Annotated in this window: 27 protein-coding genes; 2 read left to right on the top strand and 25 right to left on the bottom strand. The window is 39.6% G+C overall.

All coding sequences use genetic code 11. The features are described 5' to 3' along the window. Nucleotide 1 precedes the first annotated feature (1 nt). From AN161_RS14055 to AN161_RS14040, 4 genes are all read right to left on the bottom strand, one after another. Nucleotides 2-784 (bottom strand): ABC transporter permease, encoded by a 783-nt coding sequence (locus tag AN161_RS14055; RefSeq protein WP_053594991.1) that lies wholly within the window; start codon nucleotides 782-784, stop codon nucleotides 2-4. Further along, nucleotides 777-1,700, bottom strand: a complete 924-nt coding sequence (locus tag AN161_RS14050; RefSeq protein ID WP_053594990.1) for an ATP-binding cassette domain-containing protein — start codon at nucleotides 1,698-1,700, stop codon at nucleotides 777-779. Before AN161_RS14050 ends, AN161_RS14055 begins: the two co-directional genes overlap by 8 nt. Nucleotides 1,701-1,782: 82 nt before the next feature. Next, nucleotides 1,783-2,466: a response regulator transcription factor gene (locus AN161_RS14045; RefSeq protein WP_241774563.1), complete on the bottom strand. Its 684-nt coding sequence runs from the start codon at nucleotides 2,464-2,466 to the stop codon at nucleotides 1,783-1,785. Nucleotides 2,467-2,719: 253 nt separating this feature from the next. Continuing rightward, on the bottom strand, nucleotides 2,720-3,601 hold the full coding sequence (locus AN161_RS14040; protein WP_053594989.1) for a LysR family transcriptional regulator: 882 nt from the start codon (nucleotides 3,599-3,601) through the stop codon (nucleotides 2,720-2,722). Between the two features lie 122 nt (nucleotides 3,602-3,723). Here AN161_RS14040 and AN161_RS14035 point away from each other — a divergent pair, with 122 nt between their 5' ends. Next, the gene (locus AN161_RS14035; RefSeq protein ID WP_053594988.1) at nucleotides 3,724-4,749 is read left to right on the top strand and encodes a DUF2332 domain-containing protein; all 1,026 of its coding nucleotides are present in this window, start codon (nucleotides 3,724-3,726) and stop codon (nucleotides 4,747-4,749) included. 71 nt (nucleotides 4,750-4,820) lie between these two features. Here AN161_RS14035 and AN161_RS14030 read toward each other — a convergent pair whose 3' ends face one another. The 5 genes from AN161_RS14030 to cdaS all read right to left on the bottom strand — a co-directional run bounded on the left by AN161_RS14030 (nucleotide 4,821) and on the right by cdaS (nucleotide 8,787). Then, nucleotides 4,821-5,387: an NAD(P)H-dependent oxidoreductase gene (locus tag AN161_RS14030; protein WP_053594987.1), complete on the bottom strand. Its 567-nt coding sequence runs from the start codon at nucleotides 5,385-5,387 to the stop codon at nucleotides 4,821-4,823. Between the two features lie 12 nt (nucleotides 5,388-5,399). Continuing rightward, nucleotides 5,400-6,455, bottom strand: coding sequence for an LLM class flavin-dependent oxidoreductase (locus AN161_RS14025; protein WP_053594986.1), 1,056 nt, complete (start codon nucleotides 6,453-6,455; stop codon nucleotides 5,400-5,402). Nucleotides 6,456-6,470: 15 nt separating this feature from the next. After that, nucleotides 6,471-7,412, bottom strand: coding sequence for a ring-cleaving dioxygenase (locus AN161_RS14020; protein ID WP_053594985.1), 942 nt, complete (start codon nucleotides 7,410-7,412; stop codon nucleotides 6,471-6,473). Nucleotides 7,413-7,468: 56 nt separating this feature from the next. Beyond that, nucleotides 7,469-7,912 (bottom strand): MarR family transcriptional regulator, encoded by a 444-nt coding sequence (locus AN161_RS14015; protein ID WP_053594984.1) that lies wholly within the window; start codon nucleotides 7,910-7,912, stop codon nucleotides 7,469-7,471. Between the two features lie 254 nt (nucleotides 7,913-8,166). Beyond that, nucleotides 8,167-8,787, bottom strand: coding sequence for a sporulation-specific diadenylate cyclase CdaS (cdaS, locus tag AN161_RS14010; protein ID WP_053594983.1), 621 nt, complete (start codon nucleotides 8,785-8,787; stop codon nucleotides 8,167-8,169). 247 nt (nucleotides 8,788-9,034) lie between these two features. Here cdaS and AN161_RS14005 point away from each other — a divergent pair, with 247 nt between their 5' ends. Further along, nucleotides 9,035-9,478 (top strand): hypothetical protein, encoded by a 444-nt coding sequence (locus AN161_RS14005; RefSeq protein WP_053594982.1) that lies wholly within the window; start codon nucleotides 9,035-9,037, stop codon nucleotides 9,476-9,478. Between the two features lie 74 nt (nucleotides 9,479-9,552). Here the strand turns inward: AN161_RS14005 and AN161_RS14000 are convergent, their stop codons facing one another. The 16 genes from AN161_RS14000 to AN161_RS13930 form a co-directional block, all read right to left on the bottom strand. Next, nucleotides 9,553-9,783 (bottom strand): hypothetical protein, encoded by a 231-nt coding sequence (locus AN161_RS14000; RefSeq protein WP_053594981.1) that lies wholly within the window; start codon nucleotides 9,781-9,783, stop codon nucleotides 9,553-9,555. A gap of 348 nt (nucleotides 9,784-10,131) precedes the next feature. Then, on the bottom strand, nucleotides 10,132-11,064 hold the full coding sequence (gene rnz, locus AN161_RS13995; protein ID WP_053594980.1) for a ribonuclease Z: 933 nt from the start codon (nucleotides 11,062-11,064) through the stop codon (nucleotides 10,132-10,134). A 97-nt stretch (nucleotides 11,065-11,161) separates the two neighbouring features. After that, on the bottom strand, nucleotides 11,162-11,998 hold the full coding sequence (locus tag AN161_RS13990; RefSeq protein WP_053594979.1) for a class I SAM-dependent methyltransferase: 837 nt from the start codon (nucleotides 11,996-11,998) through the stop codon (nucleotides 11,162-11,164). Next, entirely contained in the window at nucleotides 11,995-13,494 is a 1,500-nt protein-coding gene (locus AN161_RS13985) for a cobyric acid synthase (RefSeq protein ID WP_053594978.1), read from the bottom strand. The genes AN161_RS13990 and AN161_RS13985 overlap by 4 nt, the downstream gene beginning before the upstream one ends. Then, on the bottom strand, nucleotides 13,454-13,690 hold the full coding sequence (locus tag AN161_RS28875; RefSeq protein WP_143114802.1) for a hypothetical protein: 237 nt from the start codon (nucleotides 13,688-13,690) through the stop codon (nucleotides 13,454-13,456). The genes AN161_RS13985 and AN161_RS28875 overlap by 41 nt, the downstream gene beginning before the upstream one ends. Nucleotides 13,691-13,741: 51 nt before the next feature. Next, nucleotides 13,742-14,278, bottom strand: coding sequence for a cob(I)yrinic acid a,c-diamide adenosyltransferase (locus AN161_RS13980; protein WP_053594977.1), 537 nt, complete (start codon nucleotides 14,276-14,278; stop codon nucleotides 13,742-13,744). A gap of 14 nt (nucleotides 14,279-14,292) precedes the next feature. Beyond that, a complete protein-coding gene (locus AN161_RS13975; RefSeq protein ID WP_053594976.1) occupies nucleotides 14,293-14,853 on the bottom strand; it encodes a nitroreductase in 561 nt (186 codons plus the stop codon). A gap of 39 nt (nucleotides 14,854-14,892) precedes the next feature. Then, entirely contained in the window at nucleotides 14,893-15,660 is a 768-nt protein-coding gene (gene cobA, locus AN161_RS13970; RefSeq protein WP_053594975.1) for a uroporphyrinogen-III C-methyltransferase, read from the bottom strand. After that, nucleotides 15,657-16,295 (bottom strand): NAD(P)-dependent oxidoreductase, encoded by a 639-nt coding sequence (locus AN161_RS13965; RefSeq protein WP_053594974.1) that lies wholly within the window; start codon nucleotides 16,293-16,295, stop codon nucleotides 15,657-15,659. The genes cobA and AN161_RS13965 overlap by 4 nt, the downstream gene beginning before the upstream one ends. Beyond that, a complete protein-coding gene (locus tag AN161_RS13960) occupies nucleotides 16,288-17,655 on the bottom strand; it encodes a cobyrinate a,c-diamide synthase (protein WP_053594973.1) in 1,368 nt (455 codons plus the stop codon). The genes AN161_RS13965 and AN161_RS13960 overlap by 8 nt, the downstream gene beginning before the upstream one ends. An 11-nt stretch (nucleotides 17,656-17,666) precedes the next feature. After that, entirely contained in the window at nucleotides 17,667-18,788 is a 1,122-nt protein-coding gene (locus tag AN161_RS13955; RefSeq protein WP_053594972.1) for a cobalamin biosynthesis protein, read from the bottom strand. Continuing rightward, nucleotides 18,781-19,566, bottom strand: coding sequence for a precorrin-4 C(11)-methyltransferase (cobM, locus tag AN161_RS13950; protein WP_053594971.1), 786 nt, complete (start codon nucleotides 19,564-19,566; stop codon nucleotides 18,781-18,783). The genes AN161_RS13955 and cobM overlap by 8 nt, the downstream gene beginning before the upstream one ends. Continuing rightward, nucleotides 19,566-20,273, bottom strand: coding sequence for a precorrin-2 C(20)-methyltransferase (cobI, locus tag AN161_RS13945; protein ID WP_053594970.1), 708 nt, complete (start codon nucleotides 20,271-20,273; stop codon nucleotides 19,566-19,568). Before cobI ends, cobM begins: the two co-directional genes overlap by 1 nt. Then, entirely contained in the window at nucleotides 20,266-21,486 is a 1,221-nt protein-coding gene (gene cbiE / locus AN161_RS13940) for a precorrin-6y C5,15-methyltransferase (decarboxylating) subunit CbiE (RefSeq protein WP_082340087.1), read from the bottom strand. Before cbiE ends, cobI begins: the two co-directional genes overlap by 8 nt. Beyond that, nucleotides 21,443-22,576, bottom strand: coding sequence for a cobalt-precorrin-5B (C(1))-methyltransferase (locus AN161_RS13935; protein ID WP_053594969.1), 1,134 nt, complete (start codon nucleotides 22,574-22,576; stop codon nucleotides 21,443-21,445). Before AN161_RS13935 ends, cbiE begins: the two co-directional genes overlap by 44 nt. Then, entirely contained in the window at nucleotides 22,576-23,235 is a 660-nt protein-coding gene (locus AN161_RS13930; protein WP_053594968.1) for a precorrin-8X methylmutase, read from the bottom strand. The genes AN161_RS13935 and AN161_RS13930 overlap by 1 nt, the downstream gene beginning before the upstream one ends. Nucleotides 23,236-23,242: the final 7 nt, after the last annotated feature.

The following is a 23,242-nucleotide window of genomic DNA, read 5'->3' as shown; positions in this document are numbered from 1 at the left end:
CTTATCTGATTTCTGCTTTTCTAAATGTCATAAATGTTAAATACATCACTACTATTATAAAGATGACACAAATAGAAATGGCCGACATCATATCACCTTTACTCATGCTTAAATTAATTGTAATATATTCCGCTGCATATGGTGTAAAGGATAATATTTTATTCATAATCTCAAATGAGTTTTGGAAGCTTGCTACCTGCCCAAAGAACATTGACATCATATAATACGCAGCTACTACAAGCACAGATTTTCTTAAAGCAAATGCTAGTAAAATACAAACCGTTAACTGGGCAAGATAGACAATTGCCATGGTGATCATTATTGTTACGTATTCGCCGAAGCTGCCAGTAGTAGTCAACGTTAAAATACTTAAGTAACCTGCTGCTTTCCCGCCCATACTAAACGTGCTGTCCATTGATAGCCCAATTATTGTCACTATGATATAAGGACTTACAAGAACTATAAGTAAGATCCAGAAAACAATCGCTTTACTTACGACGATTTGGATTCTTGCAAACCCGCTTATAATCGGATGATGGATATTTTTTGTGTCAAAATCTGAACAAATAAGTATAGTGGCAAGTACTGCGCCTACTATTGTCATCGTATTCATATCAGATAATAAAAAACCAACGTTGCTGATGCTTTCATTTATGGAGTTATTGCCAATGCCATATGCAATACTAAACATTCCTATTGCAGAAAAGGTTGTAAGAGCCAGTAAGACCCAAAATATTTTGGATTTAGTTGTTTTATAGAGGTAAGCACGTACTAAATTAAACATGTCGCTCACCTCCAATTAACGTAAGGAAGTAGTTCTCTAATGTATCTCCTTGTAGACTAAATTCCGTAAGTGTTATCCCATTTTCAAATAATGCGGTTGACACATCCCCAAGGTCTTCTAAAAAATCATACAATTTTATCGTTTTATTAGGCATGACTTGAAAGTTTTGTGTTTTAAGAACTGTTTCTAATACATGTGCACATTGTTCTGGAGCTGTACAACCCATGCGAATATAATGTCTACACTCCTCGTCGAGCTGTTGTTGAGTCATTTGTTTCATAATTTTCCCTTTATGAATAATGATATAATCAGTTGTCGTTTGATAAAGTTCTGGTAAATTATGACTCGAAATTAAAATCGTCATCTGTCGCTCTTCACAAAGCCGTGTTAAAAGCAGACGAATTTCAACAACACCTAGAGGGTCTAACCCATTCACTGGCTCATCTAAAATCAAAAGCTCTGGGTTAGTTAATAACGCAATGGCAATGCCTAAACGTTGCTTCATTCCTAGTGAAAAATGCTTCGCTTTCTTCTTGTTGGTACTTGTCAATCCAACTAATTGCAGTATCTCATCCTCAAGCTCCTCATTCGGAATCCCTCGCATTATACGATGATATTTAAGGTTACCTTTTGCAGTCATATCAGGACTAATCGCTGGTTGTTCAATCATGCTGGCAATACGTTTTCGTTGCTGCTGTATTTCCTTATCAGATGATTTTCCAAATAACTCAAATGAACCTTCTGTTTGAAAACTAATCCCTGAAATAATCTTCATTAAGGTTGATTTTCCCGCACCATTTTCACCAATAAGCCCATAAATACGTCCTTCTTTTAATTCGATTGATACGTCGTGAAGTACTGGTTGCTTTTTATATGTTTTTGTTAATTGATTCGTTTTTAATATGGTTTCCCCCATATTAAGCACCTCCCTTTCATATTCATAGATTACTCATGAAAGGTATAGATAAAGTAAAGATGGCGTATAGATTACGGATAATTTATGGACGTAGACGATAACCAAGCCCTCGAAGCGTCTCGATATAATCCGCCTGTGGATTTTTTGTCTTTAATTTATGTCGAAGATTACTAATATGGATTTTAATAATATGTTCATCTCCTAAATATTCTTCCTGCCAAATGGATTCATATAAATTTGCTTTTGTGAATACTTTCTCTTGGTTTCTCATAAACAATTCGAGCAATAAATATTCCTTTGCAGTTAGCAAGACCTCTTCACCACTCACTGTCACTCGCTTAGCGACATCATCCAGTACTATATCCTTAAATTGTAGTTGCTTCATTGGTGTAACTTGTTTTTTAACACGACGTAAGATAGATTCAACACGGGCAAGAACCTCACCAAGGTCAAAAGGTTTCGTAATATAATCGTCCGCTCCTAAACGAAGCAAATCAATTTTTGTTGACACTAAATCTTTAGCTGAAATCATGACAACAGGCACATCCGAAATAGCGCGAATTTCTTTTAGTAATTTATCCCCACTTTTAAAGGGAAGCATAATATCAAGAAGCACAAGATCAAACTCATTTTGCAGAAATGCCCGCTGACCTTCTACTCCATCCATTACACTTGTTACCTGATAATCTGCTTGCTCAAACAATTCTGTTAACATTGCATTTACATCTTCATGATCCTCAACCATTAAAATTCTCAATACAATCACACCTTTGTTAAAATATTCCTATTAATATTATATAAAACTTTATGTCGTTCAACATTAAATAATTTTAATAGCTATCATCATAACATGGGTTGATTTCCATTCCGACTGGGCGCTTTCCTGGGGGCGTCCAGTCGGAATGGAAATCAACTTACATAGCATAAGTTTTACTAAAGACTTCCCTACTTTTGATATGACCACATTAATAAAGTTATGAGATCGATAAGTAATTGTGTTGAAATAGATGACAATAATTTTACAAATAATCCCTCGTCTGAAATAAACATAGTAACTCTTCTGGAATTTCTACTGAATCCTTATAAAAAAGATATACAGGAACACTTGGTAATGCTATTTCTTCGAAGGGAACAATGTTAAACCGCCCTTCCATTCGCTCTCTTCTAACAATCATTCGTGGTAAAAATGACATGCCTAATCCATCTTTTATTAAGCGTTTTACCACATAGGATTGAGATATGGACACTTGTTTTGTAACTACATATTTTTCCTGTAGTTTATGTAATAGCTCCTTCCAAATAGTTGGATGATGGTTTGTAAATAAAGTGTAGGTTTGAAATAATTCCTCATATTCAATATAAGCTCCTGTCTCATCATCGAAAGCATCTAATGGAATAACCAATTCTAGAGGGCTCTCTACAAGAAGCTCTTGGTGCCAATGTCGATAACGCGTTGGCAATAATGAAATACCAATATGCGCCTTATCACTATTTATTAAATCCTCAATTTTTGCTGAATCTTCCACTAAAATAGATATTTCGATAGAAGGATTTTCATTAATAAACTGATAAATAACATGAGGCAATATCGTTTCCACCATTAATGGCGTCATTGCAATAATTAGCTTTTCTTCAATTCCTTTAGTAGCTAACTGAAAACGTTCAATACTTTTATCCCATTGATGGATGATTTGCTGAGCTTCAATTAGAAAAAGCTGCCCTGCCTCCGTTAATAGCACACGGTTTTTTTCACGTTTAAATAATTTAACATTCAAAAATTGTTCTAACTGATGAATATGAACAGTGATACTTGGTTGCGATAAATTCAACTTTTCTGCTGCCATTCGAAAATTACAAGATTTAGCTGCAACTACAAAAGACTGTATCCATTTATAATCCAAAACCTCACCCCTTCAATTAATGTTTTTAATCAACTTCATTAACTATATTTAATTTACTAAATTATCCAATAATAATAAACTTAAAAGTAGATCGATTACTTTTACACAAAGGGGAGAATCGTATGTTAGCTAAATTAAGTAAGCAATTCCGTACTTTTGCAAAAAATGAATGCGAAAACTCAAGTCCACTGTATGAACATTTAGCCAATAAGATTGCCGATGATGAGGAACTATTAAAAGTTGCAACATTTATACCTCAAGGACAACCTGTACCTAATTTATTATTAGCTGGAGTTCAGTATTTACTGTCACCATCAAAAGATGATTTAGTTTATTTTTATCCATCCTTAACAACAACAACAAGGCCCATAAAGGAAGTGTATCCTGTTTTTAAAGCATTCGTTTTGTCGCATTCAGATGAATTGAAAGCTTTATTTCAAGAAAAACTTGTTCAGACTAATGAAATTCGCCGTTGTTCTTACCTTTATCCGATGATGACAGAAATTTATGAACGCCACAAAAAGCCATTAGCTTTACTAGAAATCGGTGCAAGTGCAGGACTTCAACTTGGAATGGATCAATACAATTACTGCTATAATCAACAGCTTCACATAAACAATTCTAATAATGCTTTCGTTTTGTCCTCAGAAAATCGAGGACAGCCGCTTCCAGCTTCTATTTCAAATGCTCCAGTTGTTTGTAAGCGGGTGGGCATCGATTTAAATCCTATTGATATTCATAATGAGGAAGAGCTCCAATGGCTCCAAGCATTAATTTGGCCAGAGCATCAAGAACGCAGACTTTTGTTAAATCAAGCGCTCCCTATTTTAAAAGAGCTCGATTTACAACTGATAAAAGGAGATGCCATTAAACTTATAAAAGATATTGTTAGAGATATTAATGAAGATGCGATGTTAGTTGTTTATCATACACACGTGGCTAATCAAATCCCATTGGAATTACGCCTTGAACTAATTGAACAGTTAAAAGAGATAAGCATGGAACGACCTCTCTACCATTGTTATAACAATTTATTTGATATGCAACTGCACCAGGATTTTATTGATCAAGGAGATATAGAATCTATACGTATAATGGAACGCCCTGATGGCCATGCTCGTTGGTTCAAGTGGTCCAACAATAAATAATAAGCACGAAAAAACGCTGCATAAGATTTCCCTCTTATGCAGCGTCTATATTTTATTAAAATTAGTATTCTCTAAAAATCATATTCCGCATCTTTTTTAGCACGAATTTCTGCAAACGCATCGGCTACCATCACTGTATCCTCAGCTAAACGCTCAAGGCGGAACAGAACATCATCATTCACGATTTCCTTCCGTAAAAAATCCTTTTCTTCTATAAAAACATATGTTGGGACGATGTGAGCTTTCATGTAAGCAAGAATTGGCTTTAACTGCTGTTCGATCATTAGATAGTGTTTCGCTGTACCTGCTGTGACAATCATACTTACCACTTTATCGCGGAAGGCATTGACCGGTAGTAAATCAAAAATATTTTTCAACGTTGCCGGAATCGAAGCTTGAAATGTCGGCGTTCCAATGACAATCGCATCTGCAGCCATAATTGTTTCGGCCACATATTTTGTATCCCCATCATAGTCAAAATAATTTCGTCCATCACTAAATTCCATATTATATTCAGCGAGATCTAGTAACGTTACTTCATGCTCTGGATATTTATCTTGTAAAATTTCAACCACTTTACTGATGGCTGTTTTTGTTTTTGAGCCAATAATTGAACCAGCTAGTGCAACAATTTTCATGCTGTACACTCCTTATTTTGCTGTATATTTTTTGATAGCAGGTAGAATATCGTTCCCTATGATTTCAATATTTTTCATTAATTTATCGAATGGCACACCGCCAAAATCAATTTGTGCCATAAATCGCTGCATGCCATATAGCTCGTATTGATACAGTAGCTTTTCAATAATCTGTTCCTTACTTCCGACCATTAAGGCGTCGCGTGTATCTGGCGCTTGCGCAAACTGCTGCTTTGGATAACCCCCGCCACGAATTGCTTGGAAACCGCCATTTAAATGTGGATACATCCCTTGTAGCGCCTCTTTCGTCGTATCAGCAACATAGAATAGGCTTGTTGTAGCAATCGGTAACTCTTTCGGATCAAAGCCACTTCGCTCTGCTGCTTCCTTGTAGGCATCTACTGAAGGTTTAAAATTAACAGCTGGACCGCCTAATGTCGTCAACATCATTGGGATGCCCATATAGCCTGCTTTAATGGCACTTGCAGGTGGTCCTCCGACAGCCCGCCAAATTGGCAACGATCCATTTTTAGGTTGTGGCAAAATTTGCGCATTGTGAAGTGGTGCACGAAATTGACCTTCCCAAGTGACAAGCTCATTTTCATTTATTTTTTTCAGCAGCTCTAATTTTTCCTCAAAAATCTCTTCATAATCCTGTAAATCAACGCCTAGTAATTGATAGGCACCAACTCGAGAGCCACGCCCTGCAACAATTTCTGCACGTCCATCTGAAATTAAATCAATCGTCGCAAAATCCTCATATACACGTACTGGATCAGAGACACTCAGTACCGTTGCCGAGCTTGCTAATTTGATTTTTGAAGTAGCTTGTGCGATTGCTCCTAAAACAACCGTATGTGCCTGTGTAGTAAAGTACGATTGGTGACTTTCGCCAACACCGAATACATCAATACCTGCTTGCTCTGCTAGCTGACTTGCTTCAATTAGCTCTTGGATTCGTTGCTGAGCTGAAATACGTTCACCTGTTAATGGGTTTGGAATATGATCCCCTAATGAATACAGACCAAATTCGATGCCTTTCGATTGATCAATGCGATATTTTTCCATGATTAAATTCTCTCCTTAATCTAGTGGTTCTAGAATGGCTTCAATTTCTGCGCGTTTTTCTTCTAAAAATGGCGGAAGATCTAACTCTTTTCCAAGGTCCTCTACTGTCGAATCCACTGTGAAGCCCGGGCCATCTGTTGCCATTTCAAATAAAATTCCATTACGATCTCTAAAATAAAGACTTTGGAAGTAATAACGATCCACTACTCCTGTACTATCTAAGCCTCGCCCCCTAATTTTGACATCCCATTCCTGTAATTCCTCAATGTTTGCGACACGTAGTGCAAGATGATGTATACTTCCTCGACCTGGTTTCTCACTTGGCCCTTCTAATTCTTTAACGACAATCTCTCCAAGTGCTTCACCAAGTATGGATTGCAATACTGTTTCTTTCTCATCTTCTGCAACGACTGTGTAATTAAAAAGCCCTTTTAATAAATCCACTGTTCGTTGCAAATAACGAACTGTAATCTCAACTGTACCCATCCCTAAAATGCGATATTCTGCCGGGATTTCGGAGCCGTTCCATGGTTGCCAATGAGCTGGTGTTTCATGATCGTGATAGTTTAAAAGCACCATTCGTAACCCTTCATGATCCTCAAAAAACAATGCATCTTTACCTGCATATGTGGTAATTTCACTATGTTCAACTTCTAACTGTTGAAAGCGATTTTTCCAATATTGCAGACTGTCATAACTTGGTACTAGTAATCCAATACGTGTAATAGCATTTGTTCCTCGAACTGTTCTTCCTGCTACAGGCATTTCAAAAAATGTTAATTCTGTACCTGCAGCTCCTGTTAAATCTCCATAAAATAAGTGATACATGGATGGCGAATCTTGGTTGACCGTTTTTTTCACACGACGTAATCCGAGAATTTTTGTATAAAAATCATTATTTCGTTTGCCGTTTTTCGTTAGCATGGATATATGATGATGTCCGCTTAGTTTGTTCATATTTATTTCCTCCTTGTTCGTTTCACTTGACTAAGCAAGTGATAATGTAAAAAAAATCACGCTGGTGGTAATTTTTTTTCACGACTATGCTTTTCTAATTTTGACATAAGTGTATATAAAGTTTTCATTTCTTCTTCTGTTAATACTTCTTCAAAAAATGAGGATTGAAAGTGAAGCTGACTTGGTGTCGCTGCATCAATCATCTGTTCGCCTTTAGCAGTGAGCGAGATTGTTTTGGTCTTCCAATTTTGTTTGCGCTCAATAAGTCCCTCTTTTTCAAGACGAGCAAGCATCCGAGATATACCCCCTTGCGTGACTGTCACTTTCTCTGCTAGCTGTGATTGCGTTAACGGTGCATATGTCTTTATTTGTATCAGGACATCAAATTGTGCAGTCGTTAAGTCAAAGCGTTTTAAAAATTCATTGGATGATTGGTTACTTTGATTTGTAAAGCGCATCATCCGAATCCAAGTCAGTGATCCAAGCGTGTGTTTTCGCATCGCTTCATCCTCCTTTCATTCATCACTTTACCATGCAAGTGATAGACAAGCAAGGAGAATGTCTCGAATTCAAGATATAAATTTTCATTCAGTACATGTTTTTGTGTGAAAGTCATGCGGCAGCCACAGATGTTTTTTGTGGGCGAAAGCAATGCGGCAGCCACAGAAGAATCTCACCTCTTATAATACTAACTGAAATTGAGGAACTCAGGCTAAAAACTTCACATCTTGTGAAAACGCCTGTAAAGCTCACACTATATAATGCCATGCGTTGTGATTGGATATAAGTTTCCTTTAAAGGCAAAAGAAATTCTCCCTGTTTCTTCAGACACTACCATGACGAGCGCATCACTTATTTCACTTAACCCTAATGCTGCTCTATGTCTTGTGCCTAATTTCTTTTCTCCTGTGTATCTATCTGAAAGCGGCAATACATTTGCTGCGGACTCAATTAGATTTTGGCTTACTAAAACTGCGCCATCATGAAGCGGATTTCCAGGAAAAAAAATAGATTCTAATAAGGAATGCGTTACTTCTGCGCCAATATGAATACCAGGCTGTATAAGAGACGCCAGAGAATCCTTGCGTTCAATAACAATTAATCCTCCATGTCTCCTCGTAGACATATTTTGTACGCAATGCGAAAGCTCAGGATATTTTTCAGTAAACGGGGAAAGATAGCAATTTAAATAAAATGTTGCAGCTTTCATTTCGATCATTACAAATTTTTCTTTAATTTTTTCAAAATTCCCAAGAAGACAGTTTGTATCAGTATCCATTGCTTCTACACTTTGCTGCAATGACATAATAACCTGTAAAAGCTCTTCTTTTAATGTTTGTTTCATTGGTGAGAAGTCGCAATTTGTTGGATCCATAAAAAACACCCCACTTTTCAAATTTATTATGAAACACCTCGTATTATTTTTAGTTTCTCTAGATGGAATTTTTTTATTCGTCTTGGATTTATTTAATCAACTAATACAACTAGATCTATAGCCCTCATAAAATGAGAAACCTTACCGTTTCACAGATTTTTTTAAAAAGCAATTTTTTTAAATTGATTCACCATTTCCAAATTTTCCTTTTATACTAGAATAAAATGATTAACCATTGGAGGTGCTTATGAAAAGAAAAACGTTGTTATCACTATTACTTATATTTATGATTTCATCCTCTGTTCAAGCACTATCCTGGGCTTATCCTTTTGTCGTTTGGAAAGAAAAAGTTTATGAAATTAAACAAGAAGAATTTATTGAAAATAGTAAAATTGGTCAAATTATAGGGGAAGTAAAGACCAAACCTAATGGTATGACCGGAAAATATTACGGGGATGCTTCAAACTATTACCCAAAAGGAACAAAATATTATGAAATAAAAGGGACATCAACTTCCACTGCAATTGCAGTAAAAGAAGCTAATCAGTGGGTAAAGGCTATTTATGTTCATAAAGCACCTTTTCACATAATGAATGTAATTTCTAATATTTACTTCATATCTGTTGCTGTAATAATGGCACTAATTGTAATTGGAGTCATGTTCCGAGCTAAAAAATCTAAAAATCAATGAAAATATAGACTTTAAAGATAAAAAACACGTGTAGCCATTAGATTATCTAACGAATACACGTGTTGTCATTTAGCTTACATATGTCCAGCACGAATTTTCTTAACAATGCTGAATGTCGTGTAGGCAGCAGCTGGTGCAAGCACTACGATAAAAATAAGCCAAACCGTTAAGTTGTCCGTTGCTTTTAATGTGTCATAATTAGAGATAACAAAAACAATAAGTCCAAATAGTAATAAATAGCTCAGCACATTTGGAAAAATAACGATTAAACGTAATAGTGCTGGTGGCATCTTTTGCTGATTCATATAAACCACTCCCCTTTACTCAATTATACGAAAATCTACTATTAACTGCATTATATTTCTTTTATATTCCAAATTTTCATGAAAACTAGCTCATCACCAAAACGTGGGGTTGATTTCTACTCCGACTAGGCACTTTCCTTGGGGCGTCCGATGATCCCCATGGAGTCGCCCAGCCTTCACTTCAATCAACTCAAAATGTCAACTTCAACTTTTGGTGATGAGCATTAAAGCTATTAGGTACATTTTTATTCTATCTTATTTGCTTCATTCAATTGATATTTACTAGTTCTAAATATAAAAAGTACCCTTTAAATGAAGCGTCATTCAAAAGGTACTTTACGTTTTCCATTAAATTAATTTATTGTTATTCCATGTAAATACTGATTGATCGGATGTAAGGAAGGTTTGTGGGAAAATCTTCTGTGCATCTGCTAAGAATAATGGTAAATCCTGTGGTAAGAAGCGGGCACTTAAATGGTTCAGAAGTAAATAATTTGCTCCTGCTTGTTGTGCCACCTTTGCCGCTTCGACATTTGTAGAGTGTCCGTAGCTAGCTGCTAAATCTGTCGTCGTGCCATCAAAGGTCGCTTCATGAATAACGATATCTGCTCCATTAGCTAATGAAACAGCCTCTGGACAGTATTTTGTATCTCCTAAAATAGTGAGCGTAAAGCCTTTTTTAGGCGGAGCGACAACATCTTTCGCATAAACAATGGTGCCATCCTCAAGCTCAATATCTTGCCTACCCTTTAATTGTCCTAGCAACGGACCTTTGGGAACACCAAGAGCTAGCGCTTTTTCCATTAACAGTTCTCCAGGCAAATCTTTTTGCTCAATACGGTAGCCAAAGCATGGGACTACATGTCGCAATTCACTTGCACTTACTGTAAAATGTTCATCCTCATAAATAACACCCTCATGGACTTCAACAAATTGTAATGGATATGTTAAATGCGTCTTTGACAAGGCAAAGGTTTGCTCAATCCATTGCTGCAAACCTTGTGGACCAAATATTGTTAATGGCTCTTCCCCACCTTGAAATGAACGGGAGCTTAAAAAGCCAGGTAAACCGAAAATATGGTCACCGTGTAAATGCGTTATGAATATTTTCGTTACTTTACGTGGCTTTAAGGATGTATGCAAAATTTGATGTTGCGTCGCCTCCCCACAATCAAAAAGCCACATTTCGCCCACTTCATCTAAAAGCTTTACCATTAGGGCACTTGTATTTCGTTCCTTTGAAGGCATTCCTGCGCCTGTTCCTAAAAAATGTAGTTGCACATATGCCACCTCTCTTCTATGTCTATCGCTCTATTGTACCTTATCGTTCACAATAAGAAAAACCTTTGGTGAACAGCTTTCTCCAAAGGTTTATTAGTTATTTCGGCTCCCATGATACGAGTGCCGCATGGAAGTCATGGCGATAATAATAACGCCCATTCTTCTCTTCCATAAACGGCATGAGCGACTCCTCAACATGTGCTCTATTAAAATTAGTATTTAATATTTTTTTACTTTGTGTTGTCACAAGCTGCTCATAGCTTTCATATTCATACACTCTTTCCAATGGAATGATTTTGCACTCCGCATAAATATCCATTTCATATAGCAAATTTAAAAATTCTATATAATCTCTTCGTGGAAATTTAATATCGTAGCCATACTTTTCATATAAAATTTCATAATGGGGTTGTATCGGCCCTGTTGTCATGCCAATAATTGCACGCTTTTTAGCAAGACGATTCATATGGTAAAGTGCCGATTTGATTTCATACATACGATAAAAACAATTGACACCAATGACGATATCGTGGGCTTCTACCTCATCCTCAGCAAGGCTTTCCCATTTTGCATGAATATAAGACACATGTTGCTTATCGTGCATACAATTTTGTAGGTAGCGAAGGATGCTATCTGAGCTATCTACACAAGTTAGCTTTCGTACATGATCAGCTAGTGGAAACGTATAATTGCCCCAGCCTGGACCAATTTCCAATACCGAGTGCTCTGGTTGAATACTTTTTTTTATTTCTTGAAAAATTCTTGTAGCGTAAGGATCTGTTTGCCCTGTCTTTTTACGTGCAATAGACTGCGCCCAAAACTGCTCCTCTAATTGATCATTGACCATTCTTTCAGGCATTTGGCCATGCCAGTCCTTCATACCTTCCTGCCACAATGCCTCATAATTAATAGCTAACGGTCCTTTTCTTGTCATACGGGTACCTCTATATTCATAATTTCGTATACTTTTTTCATATCGAGATTAGCGCGCACATGCTTTGCCAGCATATTGTAAGCGTCCTCTCTACGTTCTGCGTCACTTTTTACATCACTTGGTAAAGTAGTCAGCCCTTTTTTCAGGCGTATGTCATTGACAAGCTGTCGTGTAAAGGCGCGATTATGGAATAAACCATGGAAATATGTTCCGATAACTTGTTCGTCAGCACTTACTGCCCCATCTTCCCGCCCATCTGCAAGTTGTAAAAATGGTGAGACTTCGTCACGCAAAATTTTTGTACGTCCAAGATGAATCTCATAGCCAGTAAACGTATCTTGTCCTCTTGTTCCTGTCATTTGAACCGTTTTTTTATCACCAACGAAAATAGTTTCCATTGGCAATAACCCTAGACCTTGCGCTGAATCTCCATTTCCTTCTACTGCATCTGGGTCTAGTAACGTTTCGCCAAGCATTTGGAAGCCACCACAAATTCCAATAATTTTGGTCCCTTGTTGGCGTAAATTAGGTATGGCTTGATCGAAGCCTTGTGTCTTTAACCACACTAAATCATCCATTGTACTTTTTGTTCCAGGTAGTATCAGTAAGTCAGGCGTACCAAGCTCATTGACATCGCCAATTAACCGTACACCAACCTCTGGCTCATCGAAAAATGGATCAACATCCGTAAAGTTGGAAATGCGCGGTAAACGAATCATAGCTACATCGACTGAGAATTCCCCAGGCTTTGGTTTTTTAAAGCGCAATGAAGATAGTGCTAGCGAATCCTCAGCCTCAATATTGACATCTACATACGGCACAACACCAAGTACAGGAATACCAGTTTCACGCTCTACCCACTCAATACCATCATCGAGTAATTCACGCATCCCTCTGAATTTATTGATGATCAACCCTTTTACACGTGCACGCTCTACATCGTCAAGCAATGCGAGTGTTCCAACAATCGATGCAAATACTCCACCCCGATCGATATCAGCAACTAACACAACAGCTGCATCTGCTAAATGAGCCATGCGCATATTTGCTATATCACGGTCCTTTAAATTAATTTCTGCAGGGCTTCCCGCTCCTTCAAGTACAATAACATCATATGTATTTTGTAAAGTTCGTACCGACTTTTCTACGATTGGCATCGCTTCTTGTACGAATTTATTGCGATAGCTTTTGGCATCCATATTTAAAAAATGCTTGCCATGAACAATCACTTCAGATACCATATCCTGCTTCGGTTTTAGCAATATAGGATTCATATCCGTAGTTGCGACAACACGTGCAGCCTCTGCTTGTACACCCTGCGCACGGCCGATTTCTCCACCATCTTGAGTTACAAACGAATTAAGGGCCATATTTTGCGATTTAAACGGTACTACCTTTAGCCCATCATCCGAAAAAATACGGCATAGCGCAGTACAAATCATACTTTTCCCAACATCAGAAGCCGTTCCTTGAATCATGATAGATTTTGCTGGCATAGTCTTTTTCCTCCGTATTTATAGTTGAAGCGCGGGTGTTCTGATCCGTTCCGCGGGTATTTCTTGCCAAAGCGCGGGTATTATGCTCCGTTCCGCGGGTATTTCCCCCAAAAGCGCGGGTATTCTGCCCGGTTCCGCGGGTATTTCCCCCCGAAGCGCGGGTATTCTGCCCGGCTCCGCGGGTATTTCCCCCCAAAGCGCGGGTATTCTGCCCGGCTCCGCGAATATCCCTCTTATCCTTTATTGCTTAGAATTCTAGACCTTTGACAGCTGGAATTCCTTCGTCATAATAATGCTTTGTCGCATCGATTGATGATACTAAATCTGCCATAGCTACGAGCGCTGGATTTGCGCTACGCCCTGTTACAACTAGATGCATTGTAGATGGACGCTGTTGAATGGCTTCAATGACTTCAGCTAATGGGAGTACATCATCAATCGGGAATTTTGTGATAGCAAGCGCATTGTTGAGCTCATCTAATACGAGTACATCAATACTGTCGTCTTGCAGGGCGGCCTTTGTTTTCTTCCATGCCTTTGCTAAAGCAGCACGATGCTCCTCAGGCGTTTTTGTCCATGTAAAGCCGATTCCCATTTGCTCCATTTCTACGCCAAGTTTACGAAGAGCAATTTGCTCTCCGTATGTACGCTCTGGTGATTTAATGAACTGCATATAACGGACATTGAGGCCACGACCAACTGCGCGTAATGTGACACCAAGAGAAGCTGTTGTTTTGCCCTTCCCTTCACCTGTATATACTAAAAATAAGCCTTTTCTAGCCATTTTTTAAGCCTCCCTTAAAGCCATGTTGTTTTTTCTTCAAATGGGGTACGTTTCTTGTCTTTAAGCTCCTGCTCTTCTGGATAGCCAATAAAGATTGTTCCTACTACCTTTTGTGATTCACTTGCGCCAATGAATGCATGCATACGTGGATCATGAACAAGTCCTACACCGCGTGTACGCCATACAAAGCCAAGCCCTAGCTCCTCTGCGGCAAGCCACATGGACATAATGGCACTGCTTACAGCAAAGACATTATCTGCTGTCGCATCAGTATCGTCTTCCACAATATCTGCCGTTACAACAATGGCAACAGGTGTTGTTTGCACAACCTTTAATGAGCTTTCTACTAAATTTGGCTTTGTTGGGAATCGCTCCTGTAAATAAGTACTTGCCATTTCCTCATAGCGTTTCATCGCATCGTCTTGAATAACATAAAAATGCCAAGGCTCACGCATACGGTCATTTGGAGCATAAGTGGCAGCTTGTAAAATTTGCTCGATTTTCTCTTTTTCAACAGGCTGTGTCGTGTAATTGCGAATCGCACGACGATTTTTTAAAGCCTCGATTACTGTCATGATGTATTTCCTCCTTATGCGAAAACAAGTTTTATTCCTTTATGTAAAGGCCATTCCTTGCTCTTCAAACCATTGAATTTTCTCGCGCACATTGACGACTTCGCCAACGACAATCATGGAAGGGTTATGGTAGCCTTCTCGTTCAATAATGCTAGCTATTTCATCAAGCTGTCCTGTAATAGTACGCTGTTGATCTGTTGTTCCCCACTCAATAACGGCAACTGGAGTAGTTGCCTTGCGCCCATTTTCGATGAGCTTTTTTGAAATATAAGCAATATTGCCAACACTCATATAAAAGGCAACTGTATCAATACCTGTTGCAAGGGCAGGCCAATTTAAAAAGTCCTGTCCTTTTTCCTCACGACCGTGCCCTGTTACAAGGGCAAAGCTTGTCGCAAAATCACGGTGTGTTACAGGGATGCCGGCATATGCTGGGGCAGCAATTCCTGCAGTAATACCAGGTACAATTTCATAAGCAATACCATGATTTTTTAAGATTTCCGCTTCCTCTGCACCGCGACCAAAAACGAATGGATCGCCACCCTTTAAACGTGTGACAATCTTGCCTTCCTGCGCTTTTTCGACAAGTAATGAATGAATCTCATCTTGAATTAAGTGATGCTTACCAGGTAATTTACCACAGTACACAAGCTCAGCATCTTTTTTCGCAAACTCTAATAATTTCGGGTTCACAAGACGGTCGTATGCAATGACATCAGCCTTTTGAATACATTCGAGCCCGTACACTGTAATGAGCTTTGGATCTCCTGGTCCAGCTCCAACTAAATACACTATTCCGTCTTTCATCGCGCTTCTCCCATCAGTATTTGTTGTAAAAATGCTTCACGTCTATCAATCTCTCCATTACGTGTCCATTCTAGTAAGCTCGGTTCAAGTAATGATTGTAATGCCGCACGTCTTTGCGGACCTTTCTCAAACTTAGCAGCAATCATTAACCGCGCTTGCTGTAGGAAGCATACATAGTCATCATAAACGGCATCAAATTGCTCTTCGAGGTCCGCTTTGATTTTACGCGCTAGTGCTGGACTGGCACCTGACGTTGATACAGTTAACACTAATGGACCACGGCGCACTGTCGCTGGCGTAATAAAGTCGCTCTCAGCCTGCGCATCAGTGCGATTGATGAGCTGCCAATGCTGGGCTGCTTCTTGTACAGCCTCATTTACTGACGTATCATTTGTTGCCGCAATAATGAGTGATGCATCATCTAAGTCACGCGGTTCAAATTCTTTTTCATGCCACGTAATTTGCCCGGATTCCGCAAGTGGCACCAATGAGTCATCTAGAGTTGGGCTTACAACGACAATATTTGCTTTAGCTGGAAGCAGTGATGCTACCTTCTGTGTTGCAACGTGCCCCCCACCAACAATTACTACCGTTTTATATTCAATATTGATATGAATAGGAAAATAATTAGTCATGATTTTTCACCTTCTTACAAGCTGTTAACCAGTTGTCAACAAGCTTTGGGTTAGATACAAAATGAAAATGTGTATAGCCTGCTACTAAATTTCCTGCTTGATAGCCCTCTTGTTTATTACCAAAGCGCCCCTTCGTTTCATAGGCCGGCGTATTGTGTGTGCCGCTATATTTTGAATAGTGGAATTCATGTCCCTTTGCTTCTTCATCTGTACCAATTAAAAAATTATTGGGTGTGCCAAAAATTTCACGGTAGCCGAGAGCCGCTAGCTTTGTTTGCATCGCTACTTCTCCTGGAATAACACCTACCATGTCATAACAGTCACCATTACTATTCGTAATAGCCTCTGTCAAATACATGAAGCCTCCACACTCAGCTAATGTCGGTAAACCTTTGGCGATTGCTTCACGAATAGATTTTTTCACATCGGAATTTTTCGCTAATATATCAGCAAATTCCTCTGGGAAGCCCCCACCTATATACAAACCGTCTGCTTCTGCGGGAACAGGCTCATTCGCAAGTGGTGAGAAAAATTGCAGCTCTGCTCCTTTTGCACGTAGCAACGCCAAATTTTCTTCATAATAGAAGTTAAACGCGGCATCCTTAGCTACGGCAATGCAAATATTTTCCGATGGTTGTTCCTCAAATAGTTGCCCGGATTCTTGTAGAACGGGAGCCTTTGTTAATGCAAGCAATTGATCTAAATCAATCGTCTCTGCCATTAAAGAGCCTAGCTTATCAAAAAATGTATCGAGTTCTCCGCGTTCGATTGCAGGCACTAATCCTAAATGACGACTTGGAATATCAATCCCTTCCTCACGCTTCAAATATCCGATAACAGGAATACCACATTCCTGCTCAATTGCAGCCTTCGCAATCTCATAGTGACCGACACTACCAACTTGGTTGGCAATGACACCAACGATATTCGGTTGATCCGACAACAATTGAAAGCCTTTCACAACTGCTGCTACACTTCGTGCCATACTTGCACAATTGACAATTAAAATAACAGGGCTCTCTGTGACAACACTAATGTCTGCTGCAGAGCCAGCATCCGATAGCGGACTTTTGCCATCATAAAAACCCATAACTCCTTCAATAATGGAAACATCAGCATCTTTACTTGCGCGCGCAACAATATCACGCACTGCTTCATGTGAAAACATCCAGCTATCGATATTGCGTGAGACCCTTCCTGTAACAGCAGTATGATAAGTAGGGTCAATATAATCGGGACCACATTTAAAGCCCTGCACAATTTTGCCCTTTTCTTGTAATGCTTTCATGAGTCCAATTGTAAAGGTTGTTTTACCAACTCCACTACCAGTACCAGCAAGTACAAAACGATTCGTTTGCATAGGCTTCCTCCTTAAAATGTTAATCTAGCAACAGAGATAGTAGCATTGCCCGATTTTTTCTTTTCTAGCACAAGTGACTCCACCTGCGCATAACGCATTGCTGCAGGCTCACTCACTCCGTATGCTCCTGTATATTTAAAAACGGTTTCCGAAGGTGATGGGAAATCAATTTCATTTAATTCCTCCGGTGAATATGTTACAAATTCCCAATCGTATTTCTTTGTTATTTCTAGGAAGCATTGCTCGTCCTTCTTTAAATCAATCGTGCATAGCGCTTTAACACTTTTTTTCGAAAGCTTTAGCTCCGCAAGGGTTTCATCAATGACTTGCTCAATTTCTTCCACAGATGTCCCACGATTACAGCCCATGCCAAGCACGACCGATTTTGGTCGATAAATGACACCATTTTCAAGAAGCACTTCTTCTTCGGGGTCAATGATGCGGTCAGTAATCAGCAATGTCGCATGTGGTTTCGCTTCTATCGCAGCATATGTTGTCGAGTAAATTTTAATTTGTTCTGGCATCGCTGTGTCACGCATCCACCAGTCACGTTCCCCCGTTTCCTGAACGATTGCAACATGCTCCTCGTTGACAACTGAGGCACTTACAGGTGTCAGTTTATCGGCACTATCCCATACCCAGCCAAAACGTGCACCAAATAAATCAACCGGAATAGTCTTTTGCACATCTGAGGCTGTTGTAATAATTGGATTTGCCCCAAGCGCTGCAGCTACTTCATGTGTTAGCTCATTGGCGCCACCTAAATGTCCCGATAACACGCTAATAACGTTTTCACCACGGTCGTCAATAACAACAACGCCTGGATCTGTCTTTTTATCCTTTAAAATCGGTGCTATCATGCGGACAACTGCTCCGAGTGAGATGATTAAAATTAGGCCTTTATATTGCTTAAAAAGAGTAGGCAGCAGTAACCGCACAGTACCTGTAAACATTTGAATATGCTTTTCTGCTTCATCGCCCTGCTCAAATTTACTCATGTAATATAAGTCGCTCGCAGCAAAAGTATGCTGCAAGCGACGTCCGATTTGAACACCGTGTTTTGTGATGGCTACAACTGCATAAGGATTTCGTTGATCAACTTCTGGTAATAAACCCTCTTGTAACTCAATCACTTGTCTTCACACCTTTTCTAAAGCCATGTGTAAAGGAAGCATCATATAATTTCGAACGATATTGATCCTTATCATGAATAGTCGGATCTAATGCCCAGCCAGCTAAAATCATCGCATGCTTACGAATACCGTTGACACGCATTGCTTCATCCAACTCTATTAATGTTGTACGCACGATTTTTTGATCTGGCCAAGAAGCACGTTGAATAACAGCTACTGGTGTATCATCAGCCCATCCAGCACTCTGCAATTCTTTTACTATTTTCTTCGTTAGCGTTGCGCTCAGGAATAAGGCAATTGTACAATGGTGACTTGCTAAATCGCGTAGTTTTTCAAACTCTGGCACAGGTGTACGTCCTTCGGCACGCGTTAAAATAAGTGTTTGTGTTAAGTCAGGAATTGTTAATTCTGCCCCGATTGCCGCTGCCGAAGCGAAGACAGAGCTAACACCAGGAATAACCTCATAGCCAATGCCTTCTTTTTTTAATAGGGCCACCTGCTCCATGATTGCTCCATACATCGCAGGGTCACCTGTATGCATACGAGCCACTACTTTACCCGCATTAACACGATCTACCATGACCGCTACCATTTCCTCTAAGTGCATACCTGCTGTACGAATGACCTCTGCATCTGGCCTTGCCTTTGCAATCAGGTCCTCACTTACTAAAGAATCTGTATACATCACAACGTCTGCTGTTTGTAGCATATGTAAGCCTTTTACTGTAATTAAATCTGGATCACCAGGACCAGCGCCGACAATATATATTTTCTTCATTATTTACGCACCACCATTAATGTTAAATATTCTAAATCGACTCCGTCTAGCTCGCGCACATCCCAAATAATTTCCTCGTCAGACGTTACCTTTGTTACGACTGATGCCTTATCCAGTAAATCTAAATCACGTAGCACCTCAAGCATTAAATCAATAACCTTGGCTACTTTTATGAACACCACTGCATCGTGACTTTCAATCGCTTCACGCATGGCATCATAGTCATCATGGGCGGGGACAATGGCAACACGGTCATCACCATCTGCTAGCGCGATCCCAAGTCGTGATGCAGAACCATTGAACGAAGAAATTCCAGGAACTGTTTGAATTTCAACATCAGGATGCATTTCTTGCATAAGCTTCATCATATGGATGAACGTACTATATAATAATGGGTCACCTTCTGTAACGAATGCGACATCCTTACCTTCTTTTAATTTTCCATAGACAAGTTCCACTGATTTCGTCCATTCGCGTTCTAATACAGCCTCATCTTTTGTCATAGGAAATACTAGTCCAAGCATATCCTTTTCTTCTGGGTTAATATAGACATCTACAATACGATGGGCATAGCTTTTACTACCTTTTAGTTTTTTCGGATAGGCAATAACGGGCGATTCCTGAATGACGCGGAAAGCCTTAACTGTAATTAACTCTGGATCGCCAGGACCTACGCCCAAGCCATATAATATACCTAGATTACTCATGATTTTCTTCCTTTCGATATGCAGAAATAATGTAAATCGGATTTAATGGGACAAAACGTGTCATATCTAATATTGGTTTACTGCGCGCAAGCTGTGCCTGCAATATGTCTACAGCAAAGCCACAAGACTTAAACGCTTCGACAGCCTTATATAAATTTTCAATGGTTGCAGCATTCAATACAATACGACCATTTGGCTTTAAGCGTGTACAGCATAATTGTAATAGCTCCACCATTTCTCCTCCTGTGCCGCCGATAAAAATCGCGTCCGGATCAGGGAAGTTTTCAAGTCCTGCTGGCGCTTTACTATGAATAGCTGTAATATCTACACGGAACTTTTGTTGGTTTTGCAGGCAATTTTCTAAATCAGGAGCGTTTTTCTCCACTGCAAATATTTGACCTTCTGGCGCAAGCTTGCCAGCTTCAATCGCCATCGACCCTGTGCATGTACCAACGTCCCAAATGATGCTATCCTGTTGTAGCTGCATCGCTTGTAAACTTAAGACGCGAATTTCTTTTTTCGTAATAAGCCCTTTATCTGGCTTGCGCTGTGAGAATTCTTCATCATCAATACCGAGTGCATAACGTTTCGGCACTGAAGTTTGCTGTAAAATGACAACATTTAATGGAGAAAAATCAGCCATTTCTAATTCATTAAGCGAATACCAGCCAAATTTTTCATTTGTACCTTGTAAATTTTCTGCCACAAATGCACGGTATTCTGTCATGCCAAAATGCTTTAAATAACGTGCCAGCGCGTTTGGGTTATTTTCTGCATCTGTTAGCAGTGCCACTTTCTTTTGACCATCAATACGTTGTGCTAAGCCTTTCATAGAGCGCCCATGAATGCTTGTTACATAGGCATCTTGCCAACTTTCCCCCATCTTTGAAAAAGCAAGCTGTACTGAGCTCATATATGGGTAAATTTCAATATCTAGCTTTTTCGCTAAATAACCACCGATTCCATAAAATAATGGATCACCTGACGCAAAAATAACTGTATTTCTTGTTTCTGTAGATAATCTTTCAACCAGCGCTGAAAGACCACCTTTAATCAAAATTTTCTCTCCAGTAAAATTCGGGAAAAATTCTAGGACACGCTCCCCGCCAACAAGCACCTCACAGTCTTCAATCCACTGTACATATTGTCGTAGCAAGCTTTCTTGTCCATTATCCCCGATCCCAATCAATTTCATTGATCGATGCAATGTCATCAGCCCTTCCTAATAATTGTCCCTGCATCGAATAGATCGATGTGGAAAGCGTTAAACCGCCCTTAATGTGATGTAATGATGAATAACAGCAAGCTTCGCATAAGTGGTTGAAGAATGCATCATAGCCCTTTTCTGCCATAATTTCTCCGACTTGCGAAGCAGTGTTTGCCTCTCGTACGTTTGTAACGGTTTCTTCATTTGCACCTATATCCACTGCTAATTGAGCTAAAAAGTTAAAATCAATAGGAGCACTTTTGGAGTGCACCATCATGACACCTTGTGCCACCTTCGAGAATTTCCCCATCATCCCAACAAGCGATACTTTCTTCATACCGAGTCGCTTACAATGCTTTAATGTAAAGCCAACAAAATCGCCCATCTCAACGAACGCTTCCTCTGGCAAATCAGGGTATTGTGCCATTGCATACTTTTCACTGCGTCCACCTGTAGTGACAACTAAATGCTCACAACCAGCCTCTTTTGCAACACTAATCGCTTGGACGATACTGGCCATATACGCGGAACTCGAAAAAGGCACGACGGTTCCCCTTGTGCCTAAAATGGAGATGCCTCCAATAATACCAAGTCGCCCATTTAACGTTTTTTTAGCCATTTCCTCACCTTTAGGGACTGAAATAACTACGTTAACGCCTCGTTTAATTTGAAATTCGTCAAGTACGCCTTGTACAGTACTATGAATCATCTTCCGTGGTACAGGATTGATGGCTGCTTCCCCGACAGGTACTGGTAAGCCGGGCTTTGTTACGCGCCCGACACCAATTCCACCGTCCAGATGAATGCCTGGTATATCCGACCAGCTTACTGTGCCAACAATGAGTGCTTTATGTGTTGCGTCCGGGTCATCACCAGCATCTTTAATCGTTTCACAGCTAACAGCATCATGCTGAAATGTACATTTTTCTATCGTAAAGGTCGCATCTCGCCCAATCGGCAAATGAATGGTACTTGTTTCTTGCTCTTCATTTGTTATTAAGGCAAGTAATGCGGCCTTCGTTACTGCAGTCGCACAGGATCCAGTTGTATAACCGTGACGCATGTCTTTGGGATCCTTTTTAGGCTTCCGCTCCATTATTTTTTCGCCTGTTCATCCGCTAAAAGTGAGACAGCATTCAATGCGGCAACCGTCACTGTACTACCGCCTTTACGACCAACATTTGTAATATACGGAATACCTTCTAGTTTTAGTAGCTCTTCCTTCGACTCAGCAGCTGACACGAAGCCAACTGGCATACCGATAATTAAATCCGGTTTCGCTAAGCCTTCTTTAATTAAACGAATTAATTCAAGCAATGCTGTTGGTGCATTCCCAATTGCATAAATACCACCTTCATGTAATTTAGTAGCCTTTTGCATAGAAATAATCGCGCGCGTTGTGTTTTGTTTTTTGGCTTCAATCGATACGTCTTCATCTGCAATATAGCAGTGCAAATCGCCGCCATGCTTTTGGAAACGTTTTTTCCCTGAACCACTTTCGATCATTTGCACATCTGCAATGACATGGCGACCAGCAAGAATTGATTTAATACCTGCCTCAAGCGCTCCTGGTGTAATAATAACGCTACGTCCAAGCTCAAAATCAGCAGAAGCATGGATGATACGACGTACTACTTTCCACTCGTCTTCTGAGAAATTATGCTCGCCCATTTCTTCTGCAATAATGGAGAAACTGTAATCGTAAATTTTATCTGGGTCTACTGTTAATGGTTTGAAATCTGTTTTAAAGTCCATCTGGATT

This window comes from Lysinibacillus sp. FJAT-14222 (genome assembly GCF_001278875.1).
GTDB classification, from domain to species: domain Bacteria; phylum Bacillota; class Bacilli; order Bacillales_A; family Planococcaceae; genus Lysinibacillus; species Lysinibacillus agricola.
Note: the sequence above shows the minus strand (reverse complement) of the source record. Positions and strands in the feature narration are given on the sequence as shown.

Excerpts from the sequence above, each read along its gene's own strand:
- AN161_RS14055 (WP_053594991.1), bottom strand. The coding sequence starts at position 784 with ATGTTTAATTTAGTACGTGCTTACCTCTATAAAACAACTAAATCCAAA.
- AN161_RS14050 (WP_053594990.1), bottom strand. The coding sequence starts at position 1,700 with ATGGGGGAAACCATATTAAAAACGAATCAATTAACAAAAACATATAAA.
- AN161_RS14035 (WP_053594988.1), top strand. The coding sequence starts at position 3,724 with ATGTTAGCTAAATTAAGTAAGCAATTCCGTACTTTTGCAAAAAATGAA.
- AN161_RS14030 (WP_053594987.1), bottom strand. The coding sequence starts at position 5,387 with ATGAAAATTGTTGCACTAGCTGGTTCAATTATTGGCTCAAAAACAAAA.
- AN161_RS14025 (WP_053594986.1), bottom strand. The coding sequence starts at position 6,455 with ATGGAAAAATATCGCATTGATCAATCGAAAGGCATCGAATTTGGTCTG.
- AN161_RS14020 (WP_053594985.1), bottom strand. The coding sequence starts at position 7,412 with ATGAACAAACTAAGCGGACATCATCATATATCCATGCTAACGAAAAAC.
- AN161_RS14015 (WP_053594984.1), bottom strand. The coding sequence starts at position 7,912 with ATGCGAAAACACACGCTTGGATCACTGACTTGGATTCGGATGATGCGC.
- cdaS (WP_053594983.1), bottom strand. The coding sequence starts at position 8,787 with ATGGATCCAACAAATTGCGACTTCTCACCAATGAAACAAACATTAAAA.
- AN161_RS14005 (WP_053594982.1), top strand. The coding sequence starts at position 9,035 with ATGAAAAGAAAAACGTTGTTATCACTATTACTTATATTTATGATTTCA.
- AN161_RS14000 (WP_053594981.1), bottom strand. The coding sequence starts at position 9,783 with ATGAATCAGCAAAAGATGCCACCAGCACTATTACGTTTAATCGTTATT.
- AN161_RS13990 (WP_053594979.1), bottom strand. The coding sequence starts at position 11,998 with ATGACAAGAAAAGGACCGTTAGCTATTAATTATGAGGCATTGTGGCAG.
- AN161_RS13985 (WP_053594978.1), bottom strand. The coding sequence starts at position 13,494 with ATGCCAGCAAAATCTATCATGATTCAAGGAACGGCTTCTGATGTTGGG.
- AN161_RS13980 (WP_053594977.1), bottom strand. The coding sequence starts at position 14,278 with ATGGCTAGAAAAGGCTTATTTTTAGTATATACAGGTGAAGGGAAGGGC.
- AN161_RS13975 (WP_053594976.1), bottom strand. The coding sequence starts at position 14,853 with ATGACAGTAATCGAGGCTTTAAAAAATCGTCGTGCGATTCGCAATTAC.
- cobA (WP_053594975.1), bottom strand. The coding sequence starts at position 15,660 with ATGAAAGACGGAATAGTGTATTTAGTTGGAGCTGGACCAGGAGATCCA.
- AN161_RS13965 (WP_053594974.1), bottom strand. The coding sequence starts at position 16,295 with ATGACTAATTATTTTCCTATTCATATCAATATTGAATATAAAACGGTA.
- AN161_RS13960 (WP_053594973.1), bottom strand. The coding sequence starts at position 17,655 with ATGCAAACGAATCGTTTTGTACTTGCTGGTACTGGTAGTGGAGTTGGT.
- cobM (WP_053594971.1), bottom strand. The coding sequence starts at position 19,566 with ATGAAGAAAATATATATTGTCGGCGCTGGTCCTGGTGATCCAGATTTA.
- cobI (WP_053594970.1), bottom strand. The coding sequence starts at position 20,273 with ATGAGTAATCTAGGTATATTATATGGCTTGGGCGTAGGTCCTGGCGAT.
- cbiE (WP_082340087.1), bottom strand. The coding sequence starts at position 21,486 with ATGACATTGCATCGATCAATGAAATTGATTGGGATCGGGGATAATGGA.
- AN161_RS13935 (WP_053594969.1), bottom strand. The coding sequence starts at position 22,576 with ATGGAGCGGAAGCCTAAAAAGGATCCCAAAGACATGCGTCACGGTTAT.
- AN161_RS13930 (WP_053594968.1), bottom strand. The coding sequence starts at position 23,235 with ATGGACTTTAAAACAGATTTCAAACCATTAACAGTAGACCCAGATAAA.